This window comes from Streptomyces sp. CB02959, from assembly GCF_002803155.1.
Lineage (GTDB): Bacteria > Actinomycetota > Actinomycetes > Streptomycetales > Streptomycetaceae > Streptomyces.
Map to the genome: position 1 here is coordinate 175,007 of NZ_NNBP01000028.1, position 19,169 is coordinate 194,175.

At 71.8% G+C, this 19,169-nt stretch carries 18 protein-coding genes; 12 read left to right on the forward strand and 6 right to left on the reverse strand.

Going from position 1 to position 19,169, the window contains the following annotated elements:
• The first annotated feature begins 8 nt into the window (after window positions 1–8).
• The 3 genes from pstC to pstB all read left to right on the forward strand — a co-directional run bounded on the left by pstC (window position 9) and on the right by pstB (window position 2,993).
• Window positions 9–1,004 (forward strand): phosphate ABC transporter permease subunit PstC, encoded by a 996-nt coding sequence (pstC, locus tag CG747_RS35995; RefSeq protein WP_100606094.1) that lies wholly within the window; start codon window positions 9–11, stop codon window positions 1,002–1,004.
• Window positions 1,001–2,080, forward strand: coding sequence for a phosphate ABC transporter permease PstA (gene pstA, locus CG747_RS36000; protein WP_100606095.1), 1,080 nt, complete (start codon window positions 1,001–1,003; stop codon window positions 2,078–2,080). The genes pstC and pstA overlap by 4 nt, the downstream gene beginning before the upstream one ends.
• A gap of 136 nt (window positions 2,081–2,216) precedes the next feature.
• Entirely contained in the window at window positions 2,217–2,993 is a 777-nt protein-coding gene (gene pstB, locus CG747_RS36005; protein ID WP_100606096.1) for a phosphate ABC transporter ATP-binding protein PstB, read from the forward strand.
• Between the two features lie 143 nt (window positions 2,994–3,136).
• Here the strand turns inward: pstB and CG747_RS36010 are convergent, their stop codons facing one another.
• On the reverse strand, window positions 3,137–4,135 hold the full coding sequence (locus CG747_RS36010) for an inorganic phosphate transporter (protein ID WP_100606097.1): 999 nt from the start codon (window positions 4,133–4,135) through the stop codon (window positions 3,137–3,139).
• Window positions 4,136–4,144: 9 nt separating this feature from the next.
• Window positions 4,145–4,765 (reverse strand): DUF47 domain-containing protein, encoded by a 621-nt coding sequence (locus CG747_RS36015; protein WP_100606098.1) that lies wholly within the window; start codon window positions 4,763–4,765, stop codon window positions 4,145–4,147.
• A gap of 194 nt (window positions 4,766–4,959) precedes the next feature.
• Here CG747_RS36015 and CG747_RS36020 point away from each other — a divergent pair, with 194 nt between their 5' ends.
• The gene (locus CG747_RS36020; protein ID WP_100606136.1) at window positions 4,960–5,376 is read left to right on the forward strand and encodes a metal-sensitive transcriptional regulator; all 417 of its coding nucleotides are present in this window, start codon (window positions 4,960–4,962) and stop codon (window positions 5,374–5,376) included.
• A 20-nt stretch (window positions 5,377–5,396) separates the two neighbouring features.
• On the opposite strand, the gene CG747_RS36025 is transcribed toward CG747_RS36020, so the two are convergent.
• Window positions 5,397–5,600, reverse strand: coding sequence for a hypothetical protein (locus CG747_RS36025; protein ID WP_100606099.1), 204 nt, complete (start codon window positions 5,598–5,600; stop codon window positions 5,397–5,399).
• 164 nt (window positions 5,601–5,764) lie between these two features.
• Window positions 5,765–6,622, reverse strand: a complete 858-nt coding sequence (locus CG747_RS36030; RefSeq protein ID WP_100606100.1) for a hypothetical protein — start codon at window positions 6,620–6,622, stop codon at window positions 5,765–5,767.
• 251 nt (window positions 6,623–6,873) lie between these two features.
• On the opposite strand from CG747_RS36030, the gene CG747_RS36035 reads away from it, so the two are divergent.
• Window positions 6,874–7,059: a hypothetical protein gene (locus tag CG747_RS36035; RefSeq protein WP_100606101.1), complete on the forward strand. Its 186-nt coding sequence runs from the start codon at window positions 6,874–6,876 to the stop codon at window positions 7,057–7,059.
• A 230-nt stretch (window positions 7,060–7,289) separates the two neighbouring features.
• Window positions 7,290–8,873: an FAD-binding oxidoreductase gene (locus CG747_RS36040; RefSeq protein ID WP_100606137.1), complete on the forward strand. Its 1,584-nt coding sequence runs from the start codon at window positions 7,290–7,292 to the stop codon at window positions 8,871–8,873.
• Between the two features lie 125 nt (window positions 8,874–8,998).
• On the opposite strand, the gene CG747_RS36045 is transcribed toward CG747_RS36040, so the two are convergent.
• Together CG747_RS36045 and CG747_RS36050 are read right to left on the reverse strand one after the other, a co-directional pair.
• The gene (locus tag CG747_RS36045; protein WP_100606102.1) at window positions 8,999–9,724 is read right to left on the reverse strand and encodes a phosphatase PAP2 family protein; all 726 of its coding nucleotides are present in this window, start codon (window positions 9,722–9,724) and stop codon (window positions 8,999–9,001) included.
• Window positions 9,725–9,960: 236 nt separating this feature from the next.
• Window positions 9,961–10,965, reverse strand: a complete 1,005-nt coding sequence (locus CG747_RS36050) for a bifunctional lytic transglycosylase/C40 family peptidase (RefSeq protein WP_100606103.1) — start codon at window positions 10,963–10,965, stop codon at window positions 9,961–9,963.
• A gap of 432 nt (window positions 10,966–11,397) precedes the next feature.
• Here CG747_RS36050 and CG747_RS36055 point away from each other — a divergent pair, with 432 nt between their 5' ends.
• The 6 genes from CG747_RS36055 to CG747_RS36080 all read left to right on the forward strand — a co-directional run bounded on the left by CG747_RS36055 (window position 11,398) and on the right by CG747_RS36080 (window position 19,152).
• The gene (locus CG747_RS36055) at window positions 11,398–11,706 is read left to right on the forward strand and encodes a hypothetical protein (RefSeq protein ID WP_039634054.1); all 309 of its coding nucleotides are present in this window, start codon (window positions 11,398–11,400) and stop codon (window positions 11,704–11,706) included.
• 549 nt (window positions 11,707–12,255) lie between these two features.
• Window positions 12,256–13,110: a hypothetical protein gene (locus tag CG747_RS36060; protein WP_100606104.1), complete on the forward strand. Its 855-nt coding sequence runs from the start codon at window positions 12,256–12,258 to the stop codon at window positions 13,108–13,110.
• Window positions 13,100–14,401: a hypothetical protein gene (locus CG747_RS36065; protein ID WP_100606105.1), complete on the forward strand. Its 1,302-nt coding sequence runs from the start codon at window positions 13,100–13,102 to the stop codon at window positions 14,399–14,401. Before CG747_RS36060 ends, CG747_RS36065 begins: the two co-directional genes overlap by 11 nt.
• The gene (locus tag CG747_RS36070) at window positions 14,398–15,963 is read left to right on the forward strand and encodes an SCO6880 family protein (protein WP_100606106.1); all 1,566 of its coding nucleotides are present in this window, start codon (window positions 14,398–14,400) and stop codon (window positions 15,961–15,963) included. The genes CG747_RS36065 and CG747_RS36070 overlap by 4 nt, the downstream gene beginning before the upstream one ends.
• Before the next feature lie 46 nt (window positions 15,964–16,009).
• On the forward strand, window positions 16,010–17,506 hold the full coding sequence (locus CG747_RS36075; protein ID WP_100606138.1) for an ATP-binding protein: 1,497 nt from the start codon (window positions 16,010–16,012) through the stop codon (window positions 17,504–17,506).
• Window positions 17,503–19,152 (forward strand): TraM recognition domain-containing protein, encoded by a 1,650-nt coding sequence (locus CG747_RS36080; RefSeq protein ID WP_374701859.1) that lies wholly within the window; start codon window positions 17,503–17,505, stop codon window positions 19,150–19,152. The genes CG747_RS36075 and CG747_RS36080 overlap by 4 nt, the downstream gene beginning before the upstream one ends.
• Window positions 19,153–19,169: the final 17 nt, after the last annotated feature.

The window sequence follows — 19,169 nt, forward strand, 5'->3', positions numbered from 1 at the left end:
AGAAACCCATGGACTACTCACCACACCCGACCACCGCAACGCCCCCACCGCCACCGGCCACCGGATCGGTGTCCGGCAAGGCGGTCCGCCCCGGCGACCGGATCTTCCTCGGCCTCTCCCGGGGCTCCGGGATCGTCCTCCTGGTGATCATGGCCGCCATCGCGGCCTTCCTCACCTACCGCTCGGTCCTCGCCATCTCCGGGGACAAGAGCAACTTCTTCACCACCCTCGACTGGAACGCCGTCGGCACCGAGCCCAAGTTCGGCATCGCGGTGCTCGCCTTCGGCACCATCGCCAGCTCGTTGATCGCGATGCTCATCGCGGTGCCGGTCGCGGTCGGCATCGCGCTGTTCATCTCGCACTACGCGCCCCGCAGACTGGCCTCGCCGCTGGGCTACGTCATCGACCTGCTCGCCGCGGTCCCCAGCATCGTCTACGGCCTGTGGGGCGCGCTCTTCCTCGTCCCACACCTGGGCGGCCTGTACGGCTGGATGAACGACTACCTCGGCTGGACCGGGATCTTCAGCTACAGCGACGGGGCCGCCCGTTCGCTGTTCACCGTCGGCATCCTGCTCGCCATCATGATCCTGCCGATCGTGACCAGCGTCAGCCGGGAGGTCTTCCTCCAGGTCCCGCGGATCCACGAGGAGGCCGCGCTGGCCCTCGGCGCCACCCGCTGGGAAGTCATCCGGATGTCGGTGCTCCCCTTCGGCCGCTCCGGCGTCATCAGCGCCTCCATGCTCGGCCTGGGCCGGGCGCTGGGCGAGACGATGGCGGTCGCCACGGTCCTCTCCCCGAGCTTCCTGATCAACGCCAGCCTGCTGGACCCGGGCGGCGGCACCTTCGCCCAGAACATCGCCAGCAAGTTCAACGAGGCCGACACCTTCGGCCAGGACGCCCTGATCGCCTCCGGCCTCGTCCTCTTCGTGATCACCCTGCTCGTCAACGGCGCGGCGCGGCTGATCATCGCCCGCCGCAAGGAGTACTCGGGGGCCTCCTCATGACCGTCGCCACCAGCCACCGCCACCGCAAGGCCACCGAGCCCCGCACCCCGCTCGCGCTCAAGCAGTCCCGGCTGCCCCGCTGGACCCTGCCGGTCCTCGCCCTGGTCGCCGTCGCCGCCGGCTGCGGCATCGGGCTGGCCGCCGGCCTGGACTCCACCGTCCAGTGGGGCCTGATCGCCGCGCTGCTCTTCATCCTCGGGACGTATCTGCTGACCGCGGCCGTCGAGGGCGGCCGCCAGGCCAAGAACCGGCTCGCCACCACCGTCGTGTGGACCGCCTTCCTGCTCGCCGTGGTCCCGCTCGCCTCGCTGCTGTGGGAGACCGTCGCCCGCGGCACCAAGGTCCTGGACGGCTACTTCCTGTCCCACTCGATGGGCACGCTGCCCGACGCGATGCCCGGCGGCGGCGTCTACCACGCGATCATCGGCACCCTGGAGCAGGTCGGCCTGGCGACCCTGATCGCCGCCCCGCTCGGCCTGCTGACCGCGATCTACCTCGTCGAGTACGGCCGCGGCACGCTCGCCAAGGTCGTCACCTTCTTCGTCGACGTGATGACCGGCATCCCCTCGATCGTCGCCGGCCTGTTCGTCCTCTCCGTGTGGATCCTGATCCTCGGCTTCGGCCCGTCCGGCTTCGCCGGCTCGATGGCGCTGGCGATCCTGATGATGCCGGTCGTGGTCCGCTCCACCGAGGAGATGCTCAAGCTCGTCCCGAACGAGCTGCGCGAGGCGTCGCTGGCCCTCGGCGTCCCGAAGTGGCGCACGATCCTGAAGGTCGTCCTGCCGACCTCGATCGGCGGCATCACCACCGGCGTGGTCCTCGCCATCGCCCGCATCACCGGCGAGACCGCCCCGGTGCTGCTGCTGGTGTGGGGCGCCAAGACGATCAACAACAACCCCTTCGCCGGCGCCCAGCAGTCCCTGCCGCTCTACGTCTTCCAGCAGTGGCAGCAGGGCTCCGACGCCTCCTACGACCGGGCCTGGGCCGCGGCACTCGTGCTGATCGCCTTCGTCATGGTCCTCAACCTGGTGGCCCGCGGCATCGCCCGCTGGAAGGCCCCGCGGAGGACGAACTGAGCTGCAGCGGAGGCCGGGGGGCGCGCCCGAGGAACGAGGGCGTGGCACCCGGCCGGAGCGGAAGCGAAGTGCAGTCCGACCATCCCGGTCAGCCCGGCCGCTGACCAGCCCCACCACGAAAGAAGCAGTGATTTCCATGGCCAAGCGAATCGACGTCAGCGGCCTGAACGCGTACTACGGCGCCCACAAGGCCATCGACGACATCTCCATGACCGTCGAGCCGCGCTCGGTGACCGCCTTCATCGGCCCCTCCGGCTGCGGCAAGTCGACCTTCCTGCGCACCCTGAACCGCATGCACGAGGTCACCCCCGGCGGCCGCGTCGAGGGCAAGGTGATGCTGGACGACGAGAACCTCTACGGCTCCGGCGTCGACCCGGTCGCCGTCCGCCGCACCGTCGGCATGGTCTTCCAGCGCCCCAACCCGTTCCCCACCATGTCGATCTTCGACAACGTGGCGGCCGGCCTCCGGCTCAACGGCAAGTACCGCAAGAGCGAGCTCAAGGACATCGTCGAGCGCTCCCTCAAGGGCGCCAACCTCTGGAACGAGGTCAAGGACCGCCTGAACAAGCCCGGCTCGGGCCTCTCCGGCGGCCAGCAGCAGCGGCTGTGCATCGCCCGCGCCATCGCGGTCGAGCCGCAGGTGCTGCTGATGGACGAGCCCTGCTCGGCGCTCGACCCGATCTCCACCCTCGCCATCGAGGACCTGATCGGCGAGCTGAAGGAGCGCTTCACGATCGTCATCGTGACGCACAACATGCAGCAGGCCGCGCGGGTCTCGGACCGCACCGCGTTCTTCAACCTGGCGGCCGTCGGCAAGCCCGGCAAGCTGATCGAGATCGACGAGACCGAGCGGATCTTCTCCAACCCGTCGGTCCAGGCCACGGAGGACTACATCTCCGGACGGTTCGGCTAGGCCGCCGCACTCCCGTCGGCCGCCCCCGGTGTCCTGCGGTGCTGCATGGCGGTGCCACCACAGGACGAAGGGCCCGCTCCCCTTCCGGGGGGCGGGCCCTTTGGCGTCGAAGCGCACCGTCCGCGGGGACGGCACCGGGTACGTCAGCCGAACGCGAGCTTGATCAGCCAGAGCGCCAGGGCGGCGACCAGCGCCGCGGCCGGCATGGTGATGAACCAGCCCATCACGATGTTCTTGGCCACGCCCCAGCGCACCGCACGCGGCCGCTTCGTCGAACCGACGCCCATGATCGAGGCGGTGATGACGTGCGTGGTGGAGATCGGCGCGTGGAACATGAAGGACGCCACGTACATCACCGAGGCGGACGTGGTCTCCGCGGCGAAGCCCTGCGGCGGGTCCAGCTCGATGATCCGCCGGCCCAGCGTCCGCATGATCCGCCAGCCGCCCGCGTAGGTGCCCAGCGACATGGTGATCGCGCAGGCCAGCTTGACCCACAGCGGAATGGCGTCGTCGGCCTTCTCGACATCGGCGATGACCAGGGCCATCACCACGATGCCCATGGTCTTCTGGGCGTCCTGGAGGCCGTGCCCGAGCGCCATGCCCGCCGCCGAGACGGTCTGCGCTATGCGGAAACCGCGCTTGGCCTTGTGCGGATTGGCCTTACGGAACAGCCACAGGATCAGCACCATCACGAAGTAGCCGAGCACCAGCCCTATCACCGGCGAGATGAACATCGGCAGGACGACCTTCGAGATCACCCCGGACCAGATCACCGTCGTGCCGCCGGCCAGCGCGGCACCGACCATGCCGCCGAACAGCGCGTGCGAGGACGACGAGGGCAACCCGAAGTACCAGGTGACGAGGTTCCAGACGACCGCGCCGAGCAGCGCGGCGAAGAGGATGCCCATCCCCTTGGCACCGTGGGGAGTGGCGATCAGCCCTTCACTGACCGTCTTGGCGACGCCGCTGCCCAGGAAGGCACCGGCGAGGTTCATCACGGCCGCCATCGCCAGCGCGGCCCTCGGGGTCAGCGCCCGCGTCGAGACCGAGGTCGCGATCGCGTTCGCCGAGTCGTGGAAGCCGTTGGTATAGGTGAAACCGAGCGCGACCGCAATGGTCACGACAAGCGCGAAGGTGTCCATGGCCGGGGCTCAGGACTCCTTGACCGCAATGGTCTCGACCGTGTTGGCGACGTGCTCGAACGCGTCCGCCGCCTCCTCCAGGATGTCCACGATCTGCTTGAGCTTGAGCACCTCGATGGCGTCGTACTTGCCGTTGAAGAGGTGGGCCAGCAGCTTGCGGTGGATCTGGTCGGCCTGGTTCTCCAGACGGTTGACCTCGATCCAGTACTCGGTGAGGTTCGACATCGTGCGGAGGTTCGGCATCGCCTCGGCGGTCAGCTCGGCCGCCCGCGCCAGCACCTCGATCTGCTGCTCGACTCCCTTGGGGAGCTCCTCGACCTTGTAGAGGACGACCAGATCGACGGCCTCCTCCATGAAGTCCATGATGTCGTCGAGCGACGAGGCGAGGGCGTAGATGTCCTCGCGGTCGAACGGCGTGATGAACGAGGAGTTCAGCTGGTGGAAGATCGCGTGGGTCGCGTCGTCCCCCGCGTGCTCTGCCGCCCGCATGCGTTCGGCGATCTCGGCCCGTGCGGAGGCGTCCGCCCCGAGCATTTCCATCAGGAGTTTGGAGCCGGTGACGATGTTGTCCGCGGAAGCGGCGAACATGTCGTAGAAGCTCGTCTCCCTGGGGGTCAGACGAAAGCGCACGTGAAATCCTCGGGGTGCATCGGATTCGGTCGAGTTGATGCTAGGCGCATCATCCAGCCACAGCTAACCGGCATTCCTTCAGTGTCGCCCATCGGGCAGCATGCTCTGCACGGGGTACCGCGGGTGCCCGCAAACTTCGGTACGATATACCCGCCGGGGGTATACGGATCGCCTCAATACCACGGGAGATGGCCATGACGACCACGGACGCGGGCACCAGCGGCGGCACCGCAGCCGCCGCGGCCTGCCACGGCCCCCAGCCGGAATCCGACCCCCGCACCGGGCCCGGATCTGTGACCGATACCGCTGTGGAAAATCCGGCGCCGGGCGGTCACGGCTACGCCAAGCAAAAGGACGCGCACATCAAGCGACTGCGCCGCATCGAGGGCCAGATCCGCGGCCTCCAGCGCATGCTCGAAGAAGACGTCTACTGCATCGACATACTCACCCAGGTCTCGGCGAGCACGAAGGGCCTGCAGTCCTTCGGCCTCCAACTGCTGGAGGAGCACCTGCGGCACTGCGTCGCCGACGCCGCCACCAAGGGCCCGGACGCCATCGACGCCAAGGTCCAGGAGGCGACCAAGGCGATCGAGCGGATGCTGCGGAGCTGACCGCCGCGGAGCCGGGCGCGTCAGGGCGTGTCCGGCACCCCCCGGTCGGACCCGTCCCGGCGCGGCACCCCGGCCACGTGCAGGAGTTCGTCGATCCGGTCGTTGCTGAGCCGGTCCTCGCTCGCGGCCGCCGCCGCGATCATCAACTCACCGGTGAGGTCGATCTCGGTGAGGGCGACCTGGTCCTGAACGGTCGGATGGCGATGGGCGGGCACGTCCGACACCTCCTCCCTTCGAGCGCCTTCCCACGCCTCGGTGGTTACCGCCAGCGTAGGGATCCCGCCCGTCCCGCACATGACACGGAAGGACCATTTCCGCTCCCGCCGGCCACCGGGGACCCCGCCTCCGGAGACCCGGCCCCCGAGGGCGCGATCCGCGAGCACGCCCGCTACGACGACGCCGAAGCGATCTTGCCGGTGAAGATGTCCCGCCGGTCCGGCAGCCGTACCGCGACCTCGGTGCCGAACCCGTACAGCACGGTCGTGGAGGTCACCGCCGCCCCCGCCGGCGCGCCGTTGGCGAACCGGAACCGCTCGCGGACCTTGCGCAGCCGTCCGGCGTCGTCCAGGTACGCGTCGAACGGCACCACGACGGTGGTGAACCCTTTTTCCGCCGCCACCAGCGCCGGCCTGGTCCGCGCCGACGCCCGCCCGGCGGCCGCGGCCAGATCGGTCGTCCCGCGGTAGTGCCGCACCACCACCCCGCCCAGCCGCTCCTCCCCCTGGAACGTCACCTCCCGCGCGCCGCGCAGCAGTTCGGCGGCGGCCAGCGGGTCGGTCGCCCCGCCGGTGACCAGGTTCCCGTCGGACAGCGCCGCGGTGTCCACCCGCACCCACTTGTCGACCGGCACCCCCGCCCCCCGGTTCTTCATGAACAGCGCGCCGGGCGCCAGGATCTCGGTGATCGGCTGGTGGCCGCCGCCGGGCTTGCCCTTCAGGTCCGGCAGCACCACCCGCAGCTGCCCGCTGGCGGCCGCGAAGTCGTAGCCCCCGGTCCCCCGGATCGCCACCAGCGTCCCGCCGCTGACCGTCTCCATCGCCGTCCGCACCTTGGCGGTGCCGGCCCGCACCAGCGCCTCGGCGCTGCGCCGCAGGTCCACCGCGGCCGCCGCCCGCTTGGGCGCCGCCTGGTCGTCCGCCGCGGCACCCTCCGGCGAGCAGCCCGTCGCCAGCAGCCCCGCCATCAGCCCCGTCCCGCACGCCACGGCCGCGGCGACCGCGCCGCCTCGCCTGTCCTGCACCACCATGCGTACGAGCCCCCTCGGCCGCTGTGCTCGGGACCGCCTGGGCCGGCCGGTCCGCTCGGGACGGTCGGACGTTCCGCCCCCGGCTCGTCTGACGGTGCGTCGACCGATCCGTTCAACGACCGTTCCGGGGCCTCGTCACGCAACGGCACCCGGGGCGCCGCCCCCGCCGGCGGCCCCGCCGTCCGCCCCGCAGCCCGCCCCGCAGTCCGCCCCGCGGGACGGAGTGCACCGACAGGGGCTAGCGTGGCCGGGTGCCCGAATCCGCCCCGCACCGCGCCTTCACCACCGAGCGCGGTTCCTTCTGCCTGGCTCGTTGCGACTGCGGTTGGACCGGGATGGCCCGCCGCGCCCGCTCCCAGGCGCGGACCGATGCCGAGCGTCACCAGGCCGCTGCGCAGAGCGGCCCCGGCACCGCCCCGGGACGCCCGGTGGAATGACCCGGTCCGTTCCGGGAACCCGCCACCCCCCGCGCCGCATCTGGGTAGTGAGGACACAACAGCACCGCGCGGCAACGGACTTCACTCGCGTTACCGGACGGAACGGCACAACGGGGATGTGCCCGGCCGCCCCCGCCGGTGCGGTGTCCCGGCACACACCCCGCGACCACCCGCCGGACGACCGGCGGGCCGGGGCCGGACCGTACGACAACCAAGGGGGATTCATCCCAGTGAAGCGGCGCACACTCCTGACGGCCGGCGGCGGACTCGCGGCCACCTCCCTCGCCCTGGCCACCGGCTGCGACGCCCCGGGCGGCCCCGCCGCGGCGGCCTCCGGCAGCGGGATCGGAGGCGCCATGAACACCGCGGCCGCCGCCAAGACCACCGCCACCCAGACGGCCTGGAGCGCACTCGGCAAGAGCCTCGACGGCGACCTGATACGTGCCTCCGACGCCTCCTACGCCTCCGCCCGACGCCTCTACAACACCCGCTTCGACACCCTGAAGCCATCCGCCATCGCCTACGTCAAGCACCCCGGCGACATAGCCGAATGCCTGGGCTTCGCCCGCCGCTACAACGCCCCGGTCGCCATCCGCAGCGGCGGCCACTCCTACGCCGGCTTCTCCAGCGGCGACGGAAAGCTCGTCATCGACGTCTCGGCGCTCGACAAGGTCGGCGCGCCGTCCGGCGGCATCACCCGGATCGGCGCCGGCGCCAAACTCATCGACGTCTACGAGGGCCTGGGCGCGCACGGCGTCACGGTCCCCGGCGGCTCCTGCCCCACCGTCGGCATATCCGGCCTGACCCTCGGCGGCGGCCACGGCGTGGTGTCCCGGGCGTACGGCCTGACCTGCGACAGCCTGGTCGGCGCCACCGTCGTCACGGCCGACGGCAAGACCGTCGACTGCGACAAGGACCACCACCCCGACCTCTTCTGGGCGCTGCGCGGCGCCGGCAACGGCAACTTCGGCGTGGTCACCGAACTCCGCTTCCGCACCCACCCGGCGCCCCGCGCGGTGATGGGGTACATGACCTGGCCGTGGGCGAAGGCCGCGGCGGTGCTGGGCTCCTGGCAGAAGTGGGGCCCGGACCAGGCCGACGAGATATGGTCCACCGCCCACTTCGACGCCCGCCCCGGCAACACCCCGGCCGTCTCCGTCGCGGCCTTCTCCCTCGGCAGCTACCGGGACCTCCAGAACGCCGTCGACAAGCTCGCCGACCAGCCCGGCGGCCCCGGCCCGGCCACCCACGTCAGCCTCACCCCGATCGGCTACCTGGACGCGATGGAGGCGTACGCGGGCTGCTCCTCCAAGTCCACCGCCCAGTGCCACATGCCCGGCACCCTCCCCGGCCACACCGGGGAGGGGAAGCTGGGCCGGGAGACCTACGCGGCCCGCTCGCACTTCTTCGACCGCTCGCTGTCCGCGGCGGGCATACAGGCCCTTCTGACGCAGATCGAGAGCGGCGGCCGCAAGGGCGTCACCGGCAACGTCGCGCTGACCGCGCTGGGCGGCGCCATCAACCGCGTGGGCACCGGCGACACCGCCTTCGTCCACCGCCGCTCCCGCTTCCTCGCCCAGTACCTGGCGTCCTGGCCGGCCGGCGGCTCCGGTGCCGCCGGCACCGCCTGGCTGGACGCCTTCCACGGCGCGATGCGGCGCCACTCCTCGGGCGCGGCGTACCAGAACTACACCGACGCCGGCCTGTCCGACTGGAAGTCCGCCTACTACGGGACGGCCGCCGCCCGCCTCGACAAGGTCAAGCAGACCTACGACCCGCAGCGGCTGTTCAGCACCTTCGCCCAGGCCCTCTGACCCGCCCCGGGCGCGTACCGAACGCCGATGGCCCGGCCCCCTTCCATGGGGACCGGGCCATCGCCCTACGCTCCGTCAGACGCCCCGCGCCGGGCGCCCGGACCGCCGGGGCCGTACCGGGGGTGTCAGGCCGCCAGGTCCTTGTCCCGCTCGTCCTGATGGCGCAGCGCCGGCTCCGCGGCCACCACCGGTCCGGGCTCCGCGCCCCGGCCGGCCGCCACCGGCTCCGCCGGCCGCCCTCCGGCCCGGACCAGCCAGGCCAGCGGCGACCGCTCGACCGCCGTCATCATCGGCACCAGCACCGCCTGCGCGAGCGGCGCCAGCAGCAGGGCGACGGCCGTGCCGAGGGCGAACCCGCCGACCACGTCGGTCGGGTAGTGGACGCCCATGTAGACCCGGCAGAACCCTTCGAGCAGCGCCAGCCCGATCCCGATCAGGCCGAACCGGCGGTGCGCGATGAACAGGCCGACGCCGACGGCCATGGTGAGCGTGGCGTGGTCGCTGACGAACGAGAAGTCGCTCTTGCCGGGGATCAGCACCGTCAGGCCGGCGTGGTCCTTGAACGGCCGCGGCCGCTGGACGAATCCGCGGATCGGGACGTTGGCCAACAGCGCCAGTCCGGCGGCCAGCGGTGCCCAGACCAGCCCGGCGATCGCGGCCGGCCCCTCCGGACGGCGGCGGGCGGACCACCAGGCGATCAGACACAGCACTCCGAGGGCGGCGATGATGCCGTACTCACCGATGAACTCCATCGCGCGGTTCACCCCTTGCGGGGCGTGCTTCGCGAGGCCGTTGATGCCGTCGAGCACGTCGACGTCGGGGTTCGGCCCCTCGAATGCGAGTCCAGCCATCTACCGTGGCCCCTTATCTTCCGCGCGCCGTGCGAGCGCCGCCCAGTGCTACCAACCCCCGTTGCCGATCCGTGTGGCCGTCGAGCTTGTACTGCCTACTGCCTACCCGCCGCGAGCGTTGCCGTGCCCCCTACGCCAGGGGAACGTGGCGCTCACCCCCGGCGTTCCACTCTCCACGGGATGATCACCAGGACGTTATCGAAGCTTGGTCGGTCACCGCAGTCCAGGACTCATGTTCACCCGCCGTTCGCGACGGGGAGCGCTTTCGCGCCATCCGACGTCACGCGGGTGGCGCCGATGTAGTCCGGCGTATCGATCTTGTCGAACCGGATCACCGCGCCGGTGTAGGGCGCGTTGATCATGTACCCGCCGCCCACGTACATGCCCACGTGGTGGATGGACCGCGGGTCGTTCAGGTCGTAGGCGAAGAACACCAGGTCGCCCGGGAGCAACTCGTTCCGCTTCGGGTGCGGGCCGGCGTTCCACTGGTCGTTCGCCACCCGCGGCAGTTCGATGCCCACCGAGTGGTAGGCGGCCTTGGTCAGCCCCGAGCAGTCGAACCGCCCGCCCTGGTCGGCCGTTCCGTTGCCGCCCCACAGATAGGGCGTGCCGAGCTTGCCCTGGGCGTAGTAGATGGCGGCCGCGGCCTGCCGGGAGGACGCCACCGGGCCGACCGGGGCCTCGAAGCTCTTGGCCAGGGTCGTGATGGTCTTCACGTAGTTCTGCGTCTCGCGGTACGGCGGCACGCCGTTGTACTGGATGACCCGGTACGCGCCCGCGTTGTACGCGGCGAGCATGTTCTCGGTGGCGCTGCCCGCCGCGCCCTTCACATAACCGGCCAGTTCGCAGTCGTACGAGGCGGCCGACGGAATGGCGTCCTCCGGGTCCCAGATGTCCTTCTTGCCGTCGCCGTTGCCGTCGATGCCGTGGGTGGCCCACGTCCCCGGGATGAACTGCGCTATGCCACGGGCGTCCGCCGGGCTCTGCGCATGCGGGTTCCAGCCGCTCTCCTGGTAGAGCTGCGCCGCCAGCAGAGCCGGGTTGATGGCCGGGCAGAGCGTCCCCCACTTCTGCACCAGCGACTGGTATGCGGCCGGCACCGCCCCCTTGGCGAGCCCGACCGCCCGGCCCGCGGCCCCCGCCAGCCCGGCCGCCGCCCCATACGTACCGATCACGAGCAGGGCGACCAGGCAGAGCATCAGCCCCACCCCGAGCCCGCTGGCCATCCAGAATTTCCGCACCCCACAACCCTCCCCCATTCAGGCCCGGTTCACAGCCCTTTCGCCGGCCACCGCGCGCCTTGCCGCCGCACCACGGTGCACGATCCGGCGCACGGGGCGCTTCGAACGGTGTGCGATTCCCGTCACATCCGCCCGCCGCCACCGCGGACCGGCCGAACCGCCCTCCCCACCCCGCCCCTTGGGCCGCACCTCGGCGGACACCGCCCCGACCCGACAGTCATTGCTCAGCGTTATCGCGCGTGATACACACGGTGAGACAAGGGGAGGCGGCGGGCGACGGACGGGGCCGCACACACGACACCCGCACCGGATCCGTCGAAGAAAGCCGCCAAGTCGACATCTGATGGCGTCTTCGTCAGCGAAGATGGAGACTGGACCCGTGCCGAACGGCACGGACTGGCAACTACCCATGAAGGGGCGGTGAGTTCACACATGTTCATTGCGGCCGAAAAAGGCGACATCACCACCATCATCGGCGGAATCGCCCCCGACTGGGGACCGTTCGGCACCCTGGGCAACGAGGCCCGCGTGATGGTGCAGGTCATCATGGCGGTGGCGATCCTGATCTGCCTCGGCATCGCCATCTGGGGCGCCGCCAAGCAGCGCATCGGCGCCACCGCACTCCGCGACACCTTCAGCGCCGAGCAGGGCAAGGGCCTGATCGTGGCCGGCCTCACCGGCGTCTTCATCATCGGTTCCCTCGGCACGCTGTTCACCATCGTCTACGGCATGGCCGTCTAGCCGCCGCGCACCGGCGGCCCGACGGCGGGCCGCCGGACGCCCGGGCGCCCCGGCGGGACGGGCACCACCCCTTCGCCCTGCCCGCCGCCACCGGCCACCGCACCGCGCACGTCGGCACGCACCCGTCCCGGCGCCGCCCCCCGTGCGCCCCCGCCCGACCCCTCTCCGCCGTCCCGTGCCCCCACATGTCCCACCCCCCTGCCCGAGGCCCCATGCTGACGCCCACTCACCCCGGACCGCGGGGCCCTGAGCCGCGCCGTGACCACACCCGCCACCAGCGGGCCGATTGGGCCGCCCGTGTCGCGGGGACGGTTGGTTCCGGAGACAAGCAGGCCGCGGCGGGCGTTCGGCGGACGACGGGGACAAACCTCCCAGAGTCCCCCATTCGCCTCTGCCGCCCAGCAACTGAGGAACCGTCACGGTGAGATGTACTCGTACCACTTCACCCGAGCCGCCGCCCGCGCAGCTACGGTCATATGAAGGCGGCACACCAACGGCACGGACGGCGAGGGCGGCAACGGCGATGGCGGCAGAGGGGGCACAGGCGCGATGAGTATCGGCGACGACGGAGGCTACGGCGACAGCCGCGGCTCCGGCACGGGTCAGACCAGGACCAGACTTCCCGACGGCGAGACCGACACCTACGGCACGCCCCGCCGCGCCCGGGCCGGCCTCTCCAGCCGCAACCTCATCACGGTCGTCGGCGTGGTCGTCCTGCTGCTCGCGGCCATCGCCTTCGCGAACCGGGGCGGCAGCGGCAACAGCGAGACCGACTCCGGCTCCACCGGCTCCGCCAAGGACCAGGCCGCGGCCCAGCCGACCGCCCCCACGGGCACCAAGCCGGTCACCGGCAAGACCGGCGGCATCGCCTCGGGCTTCCCGCAGACGGAACAGGGGGCGCAGTCGGCGGCGGCGAATTATGTGGTGGCGCTCTCCGGGGACGGGATGTACCAGTCCGGCCGCCGGGACGCACTCGTGGACGCCGTCTACACCCCTTCCGCCGCCACGGCCCGCAAAGCGAGCCTGGGCAAGACCTACACCGACCCGAAATTCCTCGCGCAGGTCGGCCTCAAGGCCGACGGCAGCGTCCCCCAGGGCATGACCTTCGTCTCCAGGGCCAACCCGGCCGGGACGAAGACCGAGGCGTTCGGGGGCACCACCGCCAAGGTCTCGGTCTGGTACTCCCTCCTCTTCGGCGTCGCGGGCCAGGGATCCCAGAATCCGGTCTCGGAGAACTGGTACACGGCCACGATGCAACTGCAGTGGGTGAACGGCGACTGGAAGGTCGCCGGGTTCACGACGAGCGCCGGGCCGGCTCCGATCGGCGGAGACCAGACCGCCGCCACGGCCGACGCCATTTCCAAGGCCGTTCAAGGGTTCGGAGGGTTGACCTATGCGAGGTGACAACCGGCGTCGGCTCCTTGGGGTCACCGCGGCGCTGACCGGTGTGCAGACCACGCTCGTGGTCCTGTCGGCACGCGCGTTCGCCGCGCCCTCACCCTCACCGAACCCCTCCGACGGTGCCTGCGCCCTCCTCACGGACAAGGCCAAAGAGCTCTGCGAGCAGCGCAGCTCGGGCGGCGGGACCGGGACAGCCGATCCGGGCGGCGGCGGTCTCTCCACCAACAACCCCCTAGACCCCCTCGGTTCCCTCGCGCAGGGATGTGCCAAAGCCGCGGCCTGGATTGTCGATAAATTGTCGGGGGCCGTGAAGGCCACCTCGCAGGTGGACTTCACGAATGCGGCGTTCCTGCGGCAGTACGCGGTGGTCTTCGCCGCGTCCACCGTGCTCACGCTGGTGCTGTGGCTGCTGGCCGTCGCCAAGCGGGCCGTGCGGGGGGTGCGGCTGACGGAGGCGATCAGCGAGGCGGTCGGGTTCCTCTGGCTGACGGTGCTGGCGTCCGCGTTCACGCCGTTGATCCTCTACACGGTGGTGTCGGCGACCGACGCCGTCACCGAGATCATCGCGAAGGGGACGGGGGCGCAGACCGACACGTTCTTCGGGGCGTTCTCGCAGGCGCTGACCAAGGGGACGGACATCGGCGGCGGCCCGATCATGCTGATCGTGGTGTCGCTGGTGTCGGTGCTGGCCGCCGGTGTGCTCTGGCTGGAGCTGGTGATCCGGGCCGCGCTGCTGTACGTCGGGGCGCTGCTGGGGACCGTGGTGTACGCCGGGCTGGTCGACAAGAACATGTGGGGGCACGTCCGGCGCTGGGCGGGGATCATGATCGCGGTGATCATGGTGAAACCGGTGATCGTGATCGTGCTGGGGATCGCCGGGGCGCTCTCCGGGGACAAGGGGCCGAACGCCTTCTCGGCCGTGGTGTCCGGGCTCGCCATCATCATCCTGGCGATCTTCGCGAGTGCGGTGATCTACCGGTTCGTACCGGGCTTCGGCGACGAGATGGTGTCGGCGCGGTCCAGCAAGGGGCGGGCCACCGACGGCAGCCAGGCGGCCGCCATGATCTCCTCGCCCGCGGCGCTGGTGTCGCAGGGCATCAAGACGCACAGTTCCCGCCGGTCGGGCGGGGACGGCGGCGGCGCGCAGGGCGGGCAGTCCCGCCCGGCCGACGCGGTGTCCGGCGGGGTCGCCGCGCACGGTTCCCGTTCGTCCTCGACGGCGCCGGCTCCCCGGGCGAACCCCGGTGCCGGCGGCCCCCGCACCGGCAAGACACCTGGAGGTGAGGGGCGTTGAGCACGCCGTCCCAGCCGATCGCGCCACGGCGCACGTATCTGATCGGCCGTGCCCGGCCCAACGCCGTCGTCGGCAAGAACCGGGAGACCGGCGAGATCACCCTGATCATCGCCGGTGCGTTCCTGGGGATGGTGTGCGGGCTGCTGGTGCCGTCGCTGCCGCTGCGGATCGCCAGCCTGACCGGTTTCCCGGTGCTGGGGCTGGCCCTGGTCTACGTGCCGTACAAGGGGCGCACGTACTACAAGTGGTTCGAGATCCGGCGGAGTTTCCGCCGTTCCGTGCGCAAGGGAGGGGCGGTGTACCGCTCCGCTGCCGCGGAAGCCGGCGTACGGCTGGACGGGAGTGAAGTGGAGATCGGGCCGCCGCCCGGCATCGGGCGGATCAGTTGGCTGTCGGCGCCGTTCGGGCCGGACGAGATCGCGGTGCTGCTGCACGCCGACCGGCGGACGGTGACCGCGGCGATCGAGATCGAGGGGCCGGGCGTCGGCCTGCGGGACAGCGAGGACCAGGAGGCCCTGGTCGACCGGTTCGGGACGCTGCTGAAGCACGTGGCCAACGGGGACGGGTTCGTGACCCGGTTGCAGATGCTGGCGCGGACGCTGCCCGCCGATCCGGACGCGCACGCCAAGGACGTCGCCCAGCGGGGCGACGCCGACTCCCCGGAGTGGTTGCGCGAGTCGTACGAGCAGCTGCAGTCGATGGTGTCCACCTCGTCCGAGCAGCACCGGGCCTATCTGGTGGCCTGCATGCACTTCACCCGTGAACTGGCCGCCGAGGCGGTCACCATGGCCCGGGCCGCGGCCACCCAGCGCACCGGCCTGCTGCGCCGGAAGCTGGACCGGGACGCCGGGCTGGCGGTGGTGATGGCGCGTGAGCTGACCGACATCTGCGCCCGGTTGACGGAGGCGGACATCCGGGTGCGCCAGCCGCTCGGGCAGGCGCGCCTGGCGTCGCTGGTGCACTCCATGTACGACCCGGACCACCCGATCGACCACATCCAGGCGATGAGCAAGCGCAACGCCTGGCCGGCCGAGCTGGACGCGACCGAGCCGACGTACCTCCAGGCCAAGACCCGGGAGTCGTCGACGCGGGCGCCCTGGTGCCACGCCACCGCCTGGGTCAAGGAGTGGCCGCTGACGCCGGTGGGCGTCAACTTCCTCGCGCCGCTGCTGGTCCACACCCCGGACGTGATCCGGACGGTCGCGGTCTGCATGGACCTGGAGCCCACCGAGGTGGCCATCGAGCGGATGCTGACGGAGAAGACCAACGACGACGCCGAGGCGAGCCGGGCGGCGAAGATGAACCGGGTGGTGGACCCGCGGGACGTGGCGCACCACGGGCGGGTGGACCAGCGCGGCGAGGACCTGGCGTCCGGCGCGGCCGGGGTCAACCTCGTCGGCTACCTCACCGTCTCGTCCCGGTCGCCGGAGGCGCTGGCCCGCGACAAGCGGACCATCCGCGCTTCGGCGGGCAAGTCCTACCTCAAGCTGGAGTGGTGCGACCGTGAGCACCACCGGGCCTTCGTGAACACCCTGCCGTTCGCGACCGGTATCCGCCGTTAACGCCGCCAACGCCGCTTAAGCCCTGGGAGGCGCGTACGCCATGGCCATGTTCGATCCGCTCGGTGCCTTCACCGAAGCCTTCACCAGCTTCCTGTTCGGGAAGGTGGAGACGACACGGCTGCCCGTACGCACCTCCACCGGCCAGGCGCAGGCGGTCTACCTGCCGACGGCGGCGCCGGGGCTCGGCGACTCGGGCGTGATCATCGGGCGCGAGGTGTACTCCGGCAAGGGGTACATCTACGACCCGTTCCAGCTGTACGGGCAGCAGCTGCCGGCGCCGCACTGGCTGGTGCTCGGGGAGTCCGGCAACGGCAAGTCCGCGCTGGAGAAGACCTATGTGCTGCGGCAGCTGCGGTTCCGCGACCGGCAGGTCGTGGTGCTGGACGCGCAGGGCGAGGACGGCGTCGGCGAGTGGAACCTCATCGCCCAGGAGCTGGGGATAACCCCCATCCGGCTGGACCCCACCGCCGCCCTCAACGGCGGCATCCGCCTCAACCCGCTCGACCCCTCGATCACCACCACCGGCCAGCTGGCCCTGCTCCGGACGATCATCGAGGTCGCCATGGGGCACGGTCTGGACGAACGTTCCGGCTTCGCCTTGAAGGTCGCGCACGCGGCGGTGCTCGGCGGACACGAGGACGAGACGGACGGGATCGACGAGACCGACGGGGCGGACGGGGCGGATGCGGCGGATGGGGCGACCCGCGCCGGCCGGCAGCCGGTGCTCTCCGACATCGTCGAGCAGCTGCGGCACCCCGAGCCGTCGTCCGCGGAGGCGATGAACGTCGACATAGACGACGTCCGCGCCTGGGGCCTGGACGTGGCGCTGGTGCTGGACCGGCTGGTCGACGGTGACCTGCGCGGCATGTTCGACGGCCCGACGACGGCGGGCATCGACCTGGACGCGCCGCTGATCGTCTTCGACCTCTCGCACATCGACCGGAACTCGATCGCGATGCCGATCCTGATGGCGATCGTCGGGGTGTGGCTGGAGCACACCTGGATCCGCCCGGACCGGAAGAAGCGGATCTTCCTGGTCGAGGAGGCCTGGCACATCATCAACTCGCCGTTCGTGGCCCAGCTCTTCCAGCGGCTGCTGAAGTTCGGCCGCCGGCTGGGCCTGTCGTTCGTGGCCGTCGTCCACCACCTCAGCGACGTGGTGGACGGCGCGGCGGCGCGGGAGGCCGCGGCGATCCTCAAGATGGCGTCCACCCGCACCATCTACGCCCAGAAGGCCGACGAGGCGCGGGCCACCGGGCGGGTGCTCGGACTGCCGCGCTGGGCGGTGGAGATCATTCCGACCCTGACCCCCGGCATCGCCGTCTGGGACGTCAACGGCAACGTGCAGGTCGTCAAGCACCTCATCACCGAGGCCGAGCGGCCGTTGGTCTACACCGACCGGGCGATGACCGAGTCGGCCCCGCTGCCGACCGACGAGGCCCGCGCGCTCGCGCTGGCCGCGGACGCCGAGGCGGAGGCGCGCGCCGAGGCCATCGCGATGGAACGGCAGTTGCGGAACGAGTCGAGCGAGACGGTGGCGTGAGGCGCGGATACGACGACGGCCGCCACGGCTACGACGGCTATGACGGCCACGACGGCGGTGGTGGCCACGACGGCCCGTACGACCGCGGGGACGGCCGGGGCGGCGGCCGTCCCAGAAACCGCGGCGTGCCCGACACGCTGCTGGTGGGGCTGATCGGCTTCCTGCTCGGCCTGACCCTGGTGGTGTGGACGGCGACCGGCCTGGCCGGGCTGCTCGCGCACGGCGGCTGGCCGTCGGGGGTGACGTACACCGGTACGCCGACCGCGCTGCGGCACCTGGTCGCCGCGCCGCACGACATCGCGGCGGCCTGGCCGGGCACCCCGAAGGACCAGCTGTCGGGCTACGGCCTGTTCTGGGGGCTGTTCGTCGGCGAGTTGATGGTGCTGCTGGTGCTGGCGATCTTCACGCTGGGGACGGTCACGCGGTACCGGGCCGTCCGGGCGACGCGGCGGGCCCAGCAGCGGACCCAGCAGCGGGCGCAGGCGGCACGGGGCCGGCGCACCGAGCCGGTCGTTCCCACGGGGGCGGAGACGGCCGCACCGGCCGCACCGGCCGCTCCACAACCCGCGGCGGCCCCGGTGCCCGCCGTCCCGCAGGCGCCCGCCGTCCCCCAGGTGCCGGCCGCGGCACCGCCGCCGGAGCCCGGCTCGCTCCCCGAGCAGCGCGGCACCATCCCCGTGCCCGCGCCCGCCCCGGTCGCCGCACCGGAACCGACGCTTCCGCGCGTCCAGTTCGGCAGCGACCGGGCCGTCGCCCGGGCCGCGGCGCTGGCCGCCGCCACCGCCGCCACCGGCCCGCTGGTCGTCGCCACCACCGACCCCGACCTCTGGGCCGAGACCAAGGACGCCCGCGCCAAACTGGGCCCGCTGCTGGCCTACGACCCCACGCACCGCCTCGACACCCCGGCCCGGCTGCGCTGGTCGCCCACCGCGGGCTGCGAGGAGATCGGCACCGCCGCGGCCCGCGCCACCGCGCTGCTGGCCCCGGTCCGCCCGGCCAGCGCCCTGGACTCGGCCGTCGCGGACGCCGCGCGGACCCTGCTGCGCTGCTGGCTGCACGCCGCCGCGCTGGACGGCCGCCCGTTCCGCCAGCTGCACCGCTGGGCGCACGCCGCGGGCGGCGCCCAGGAGCCGGTCCGGATCCTGCGCACCAACGCCAAGGCGTCCGCGGGGCAGGCCGGCGAGCTGGAGTCGGTGCTCACCGCGCACGCCGAACGCCGGGAGATGGCGAAGGAGCTGGTCGGCCGGGCGCTGACCGCGCTCTCCTCGGTCCATATCCGCGACGCCAGCAATCCGCTGCGATCGGATGCGCTGGTTCTCGAATCTTTCCTCGCCGAGGGGGGAACGCTGTACCTGGTGGGCGAGTCCATCGAGGACCCGCGCACCGACCCGGGTGCGATGCCGCTGATCACCGCACTCCTCTCGCACGTGGTCGAGCACGGCCGCCGCATGGCCGAACGGTCATCCGCCGGTCGGCTCGACCCACCACTCACCCTCGTCCTGGACGACATCGCCGCGCTCGCCCCGCTGCCCGCCCTGCCGGGCCTGCTGGAGACGGGCCGGGAGCGCGGCCTGCTGACGCTGGCCACCATGCGCTCCCGGGAGCAGGCCCGGGCCCGTTGGCCGCAGGACTTCGCACCGGCCTGACGCGCCCCGCCCGGCCG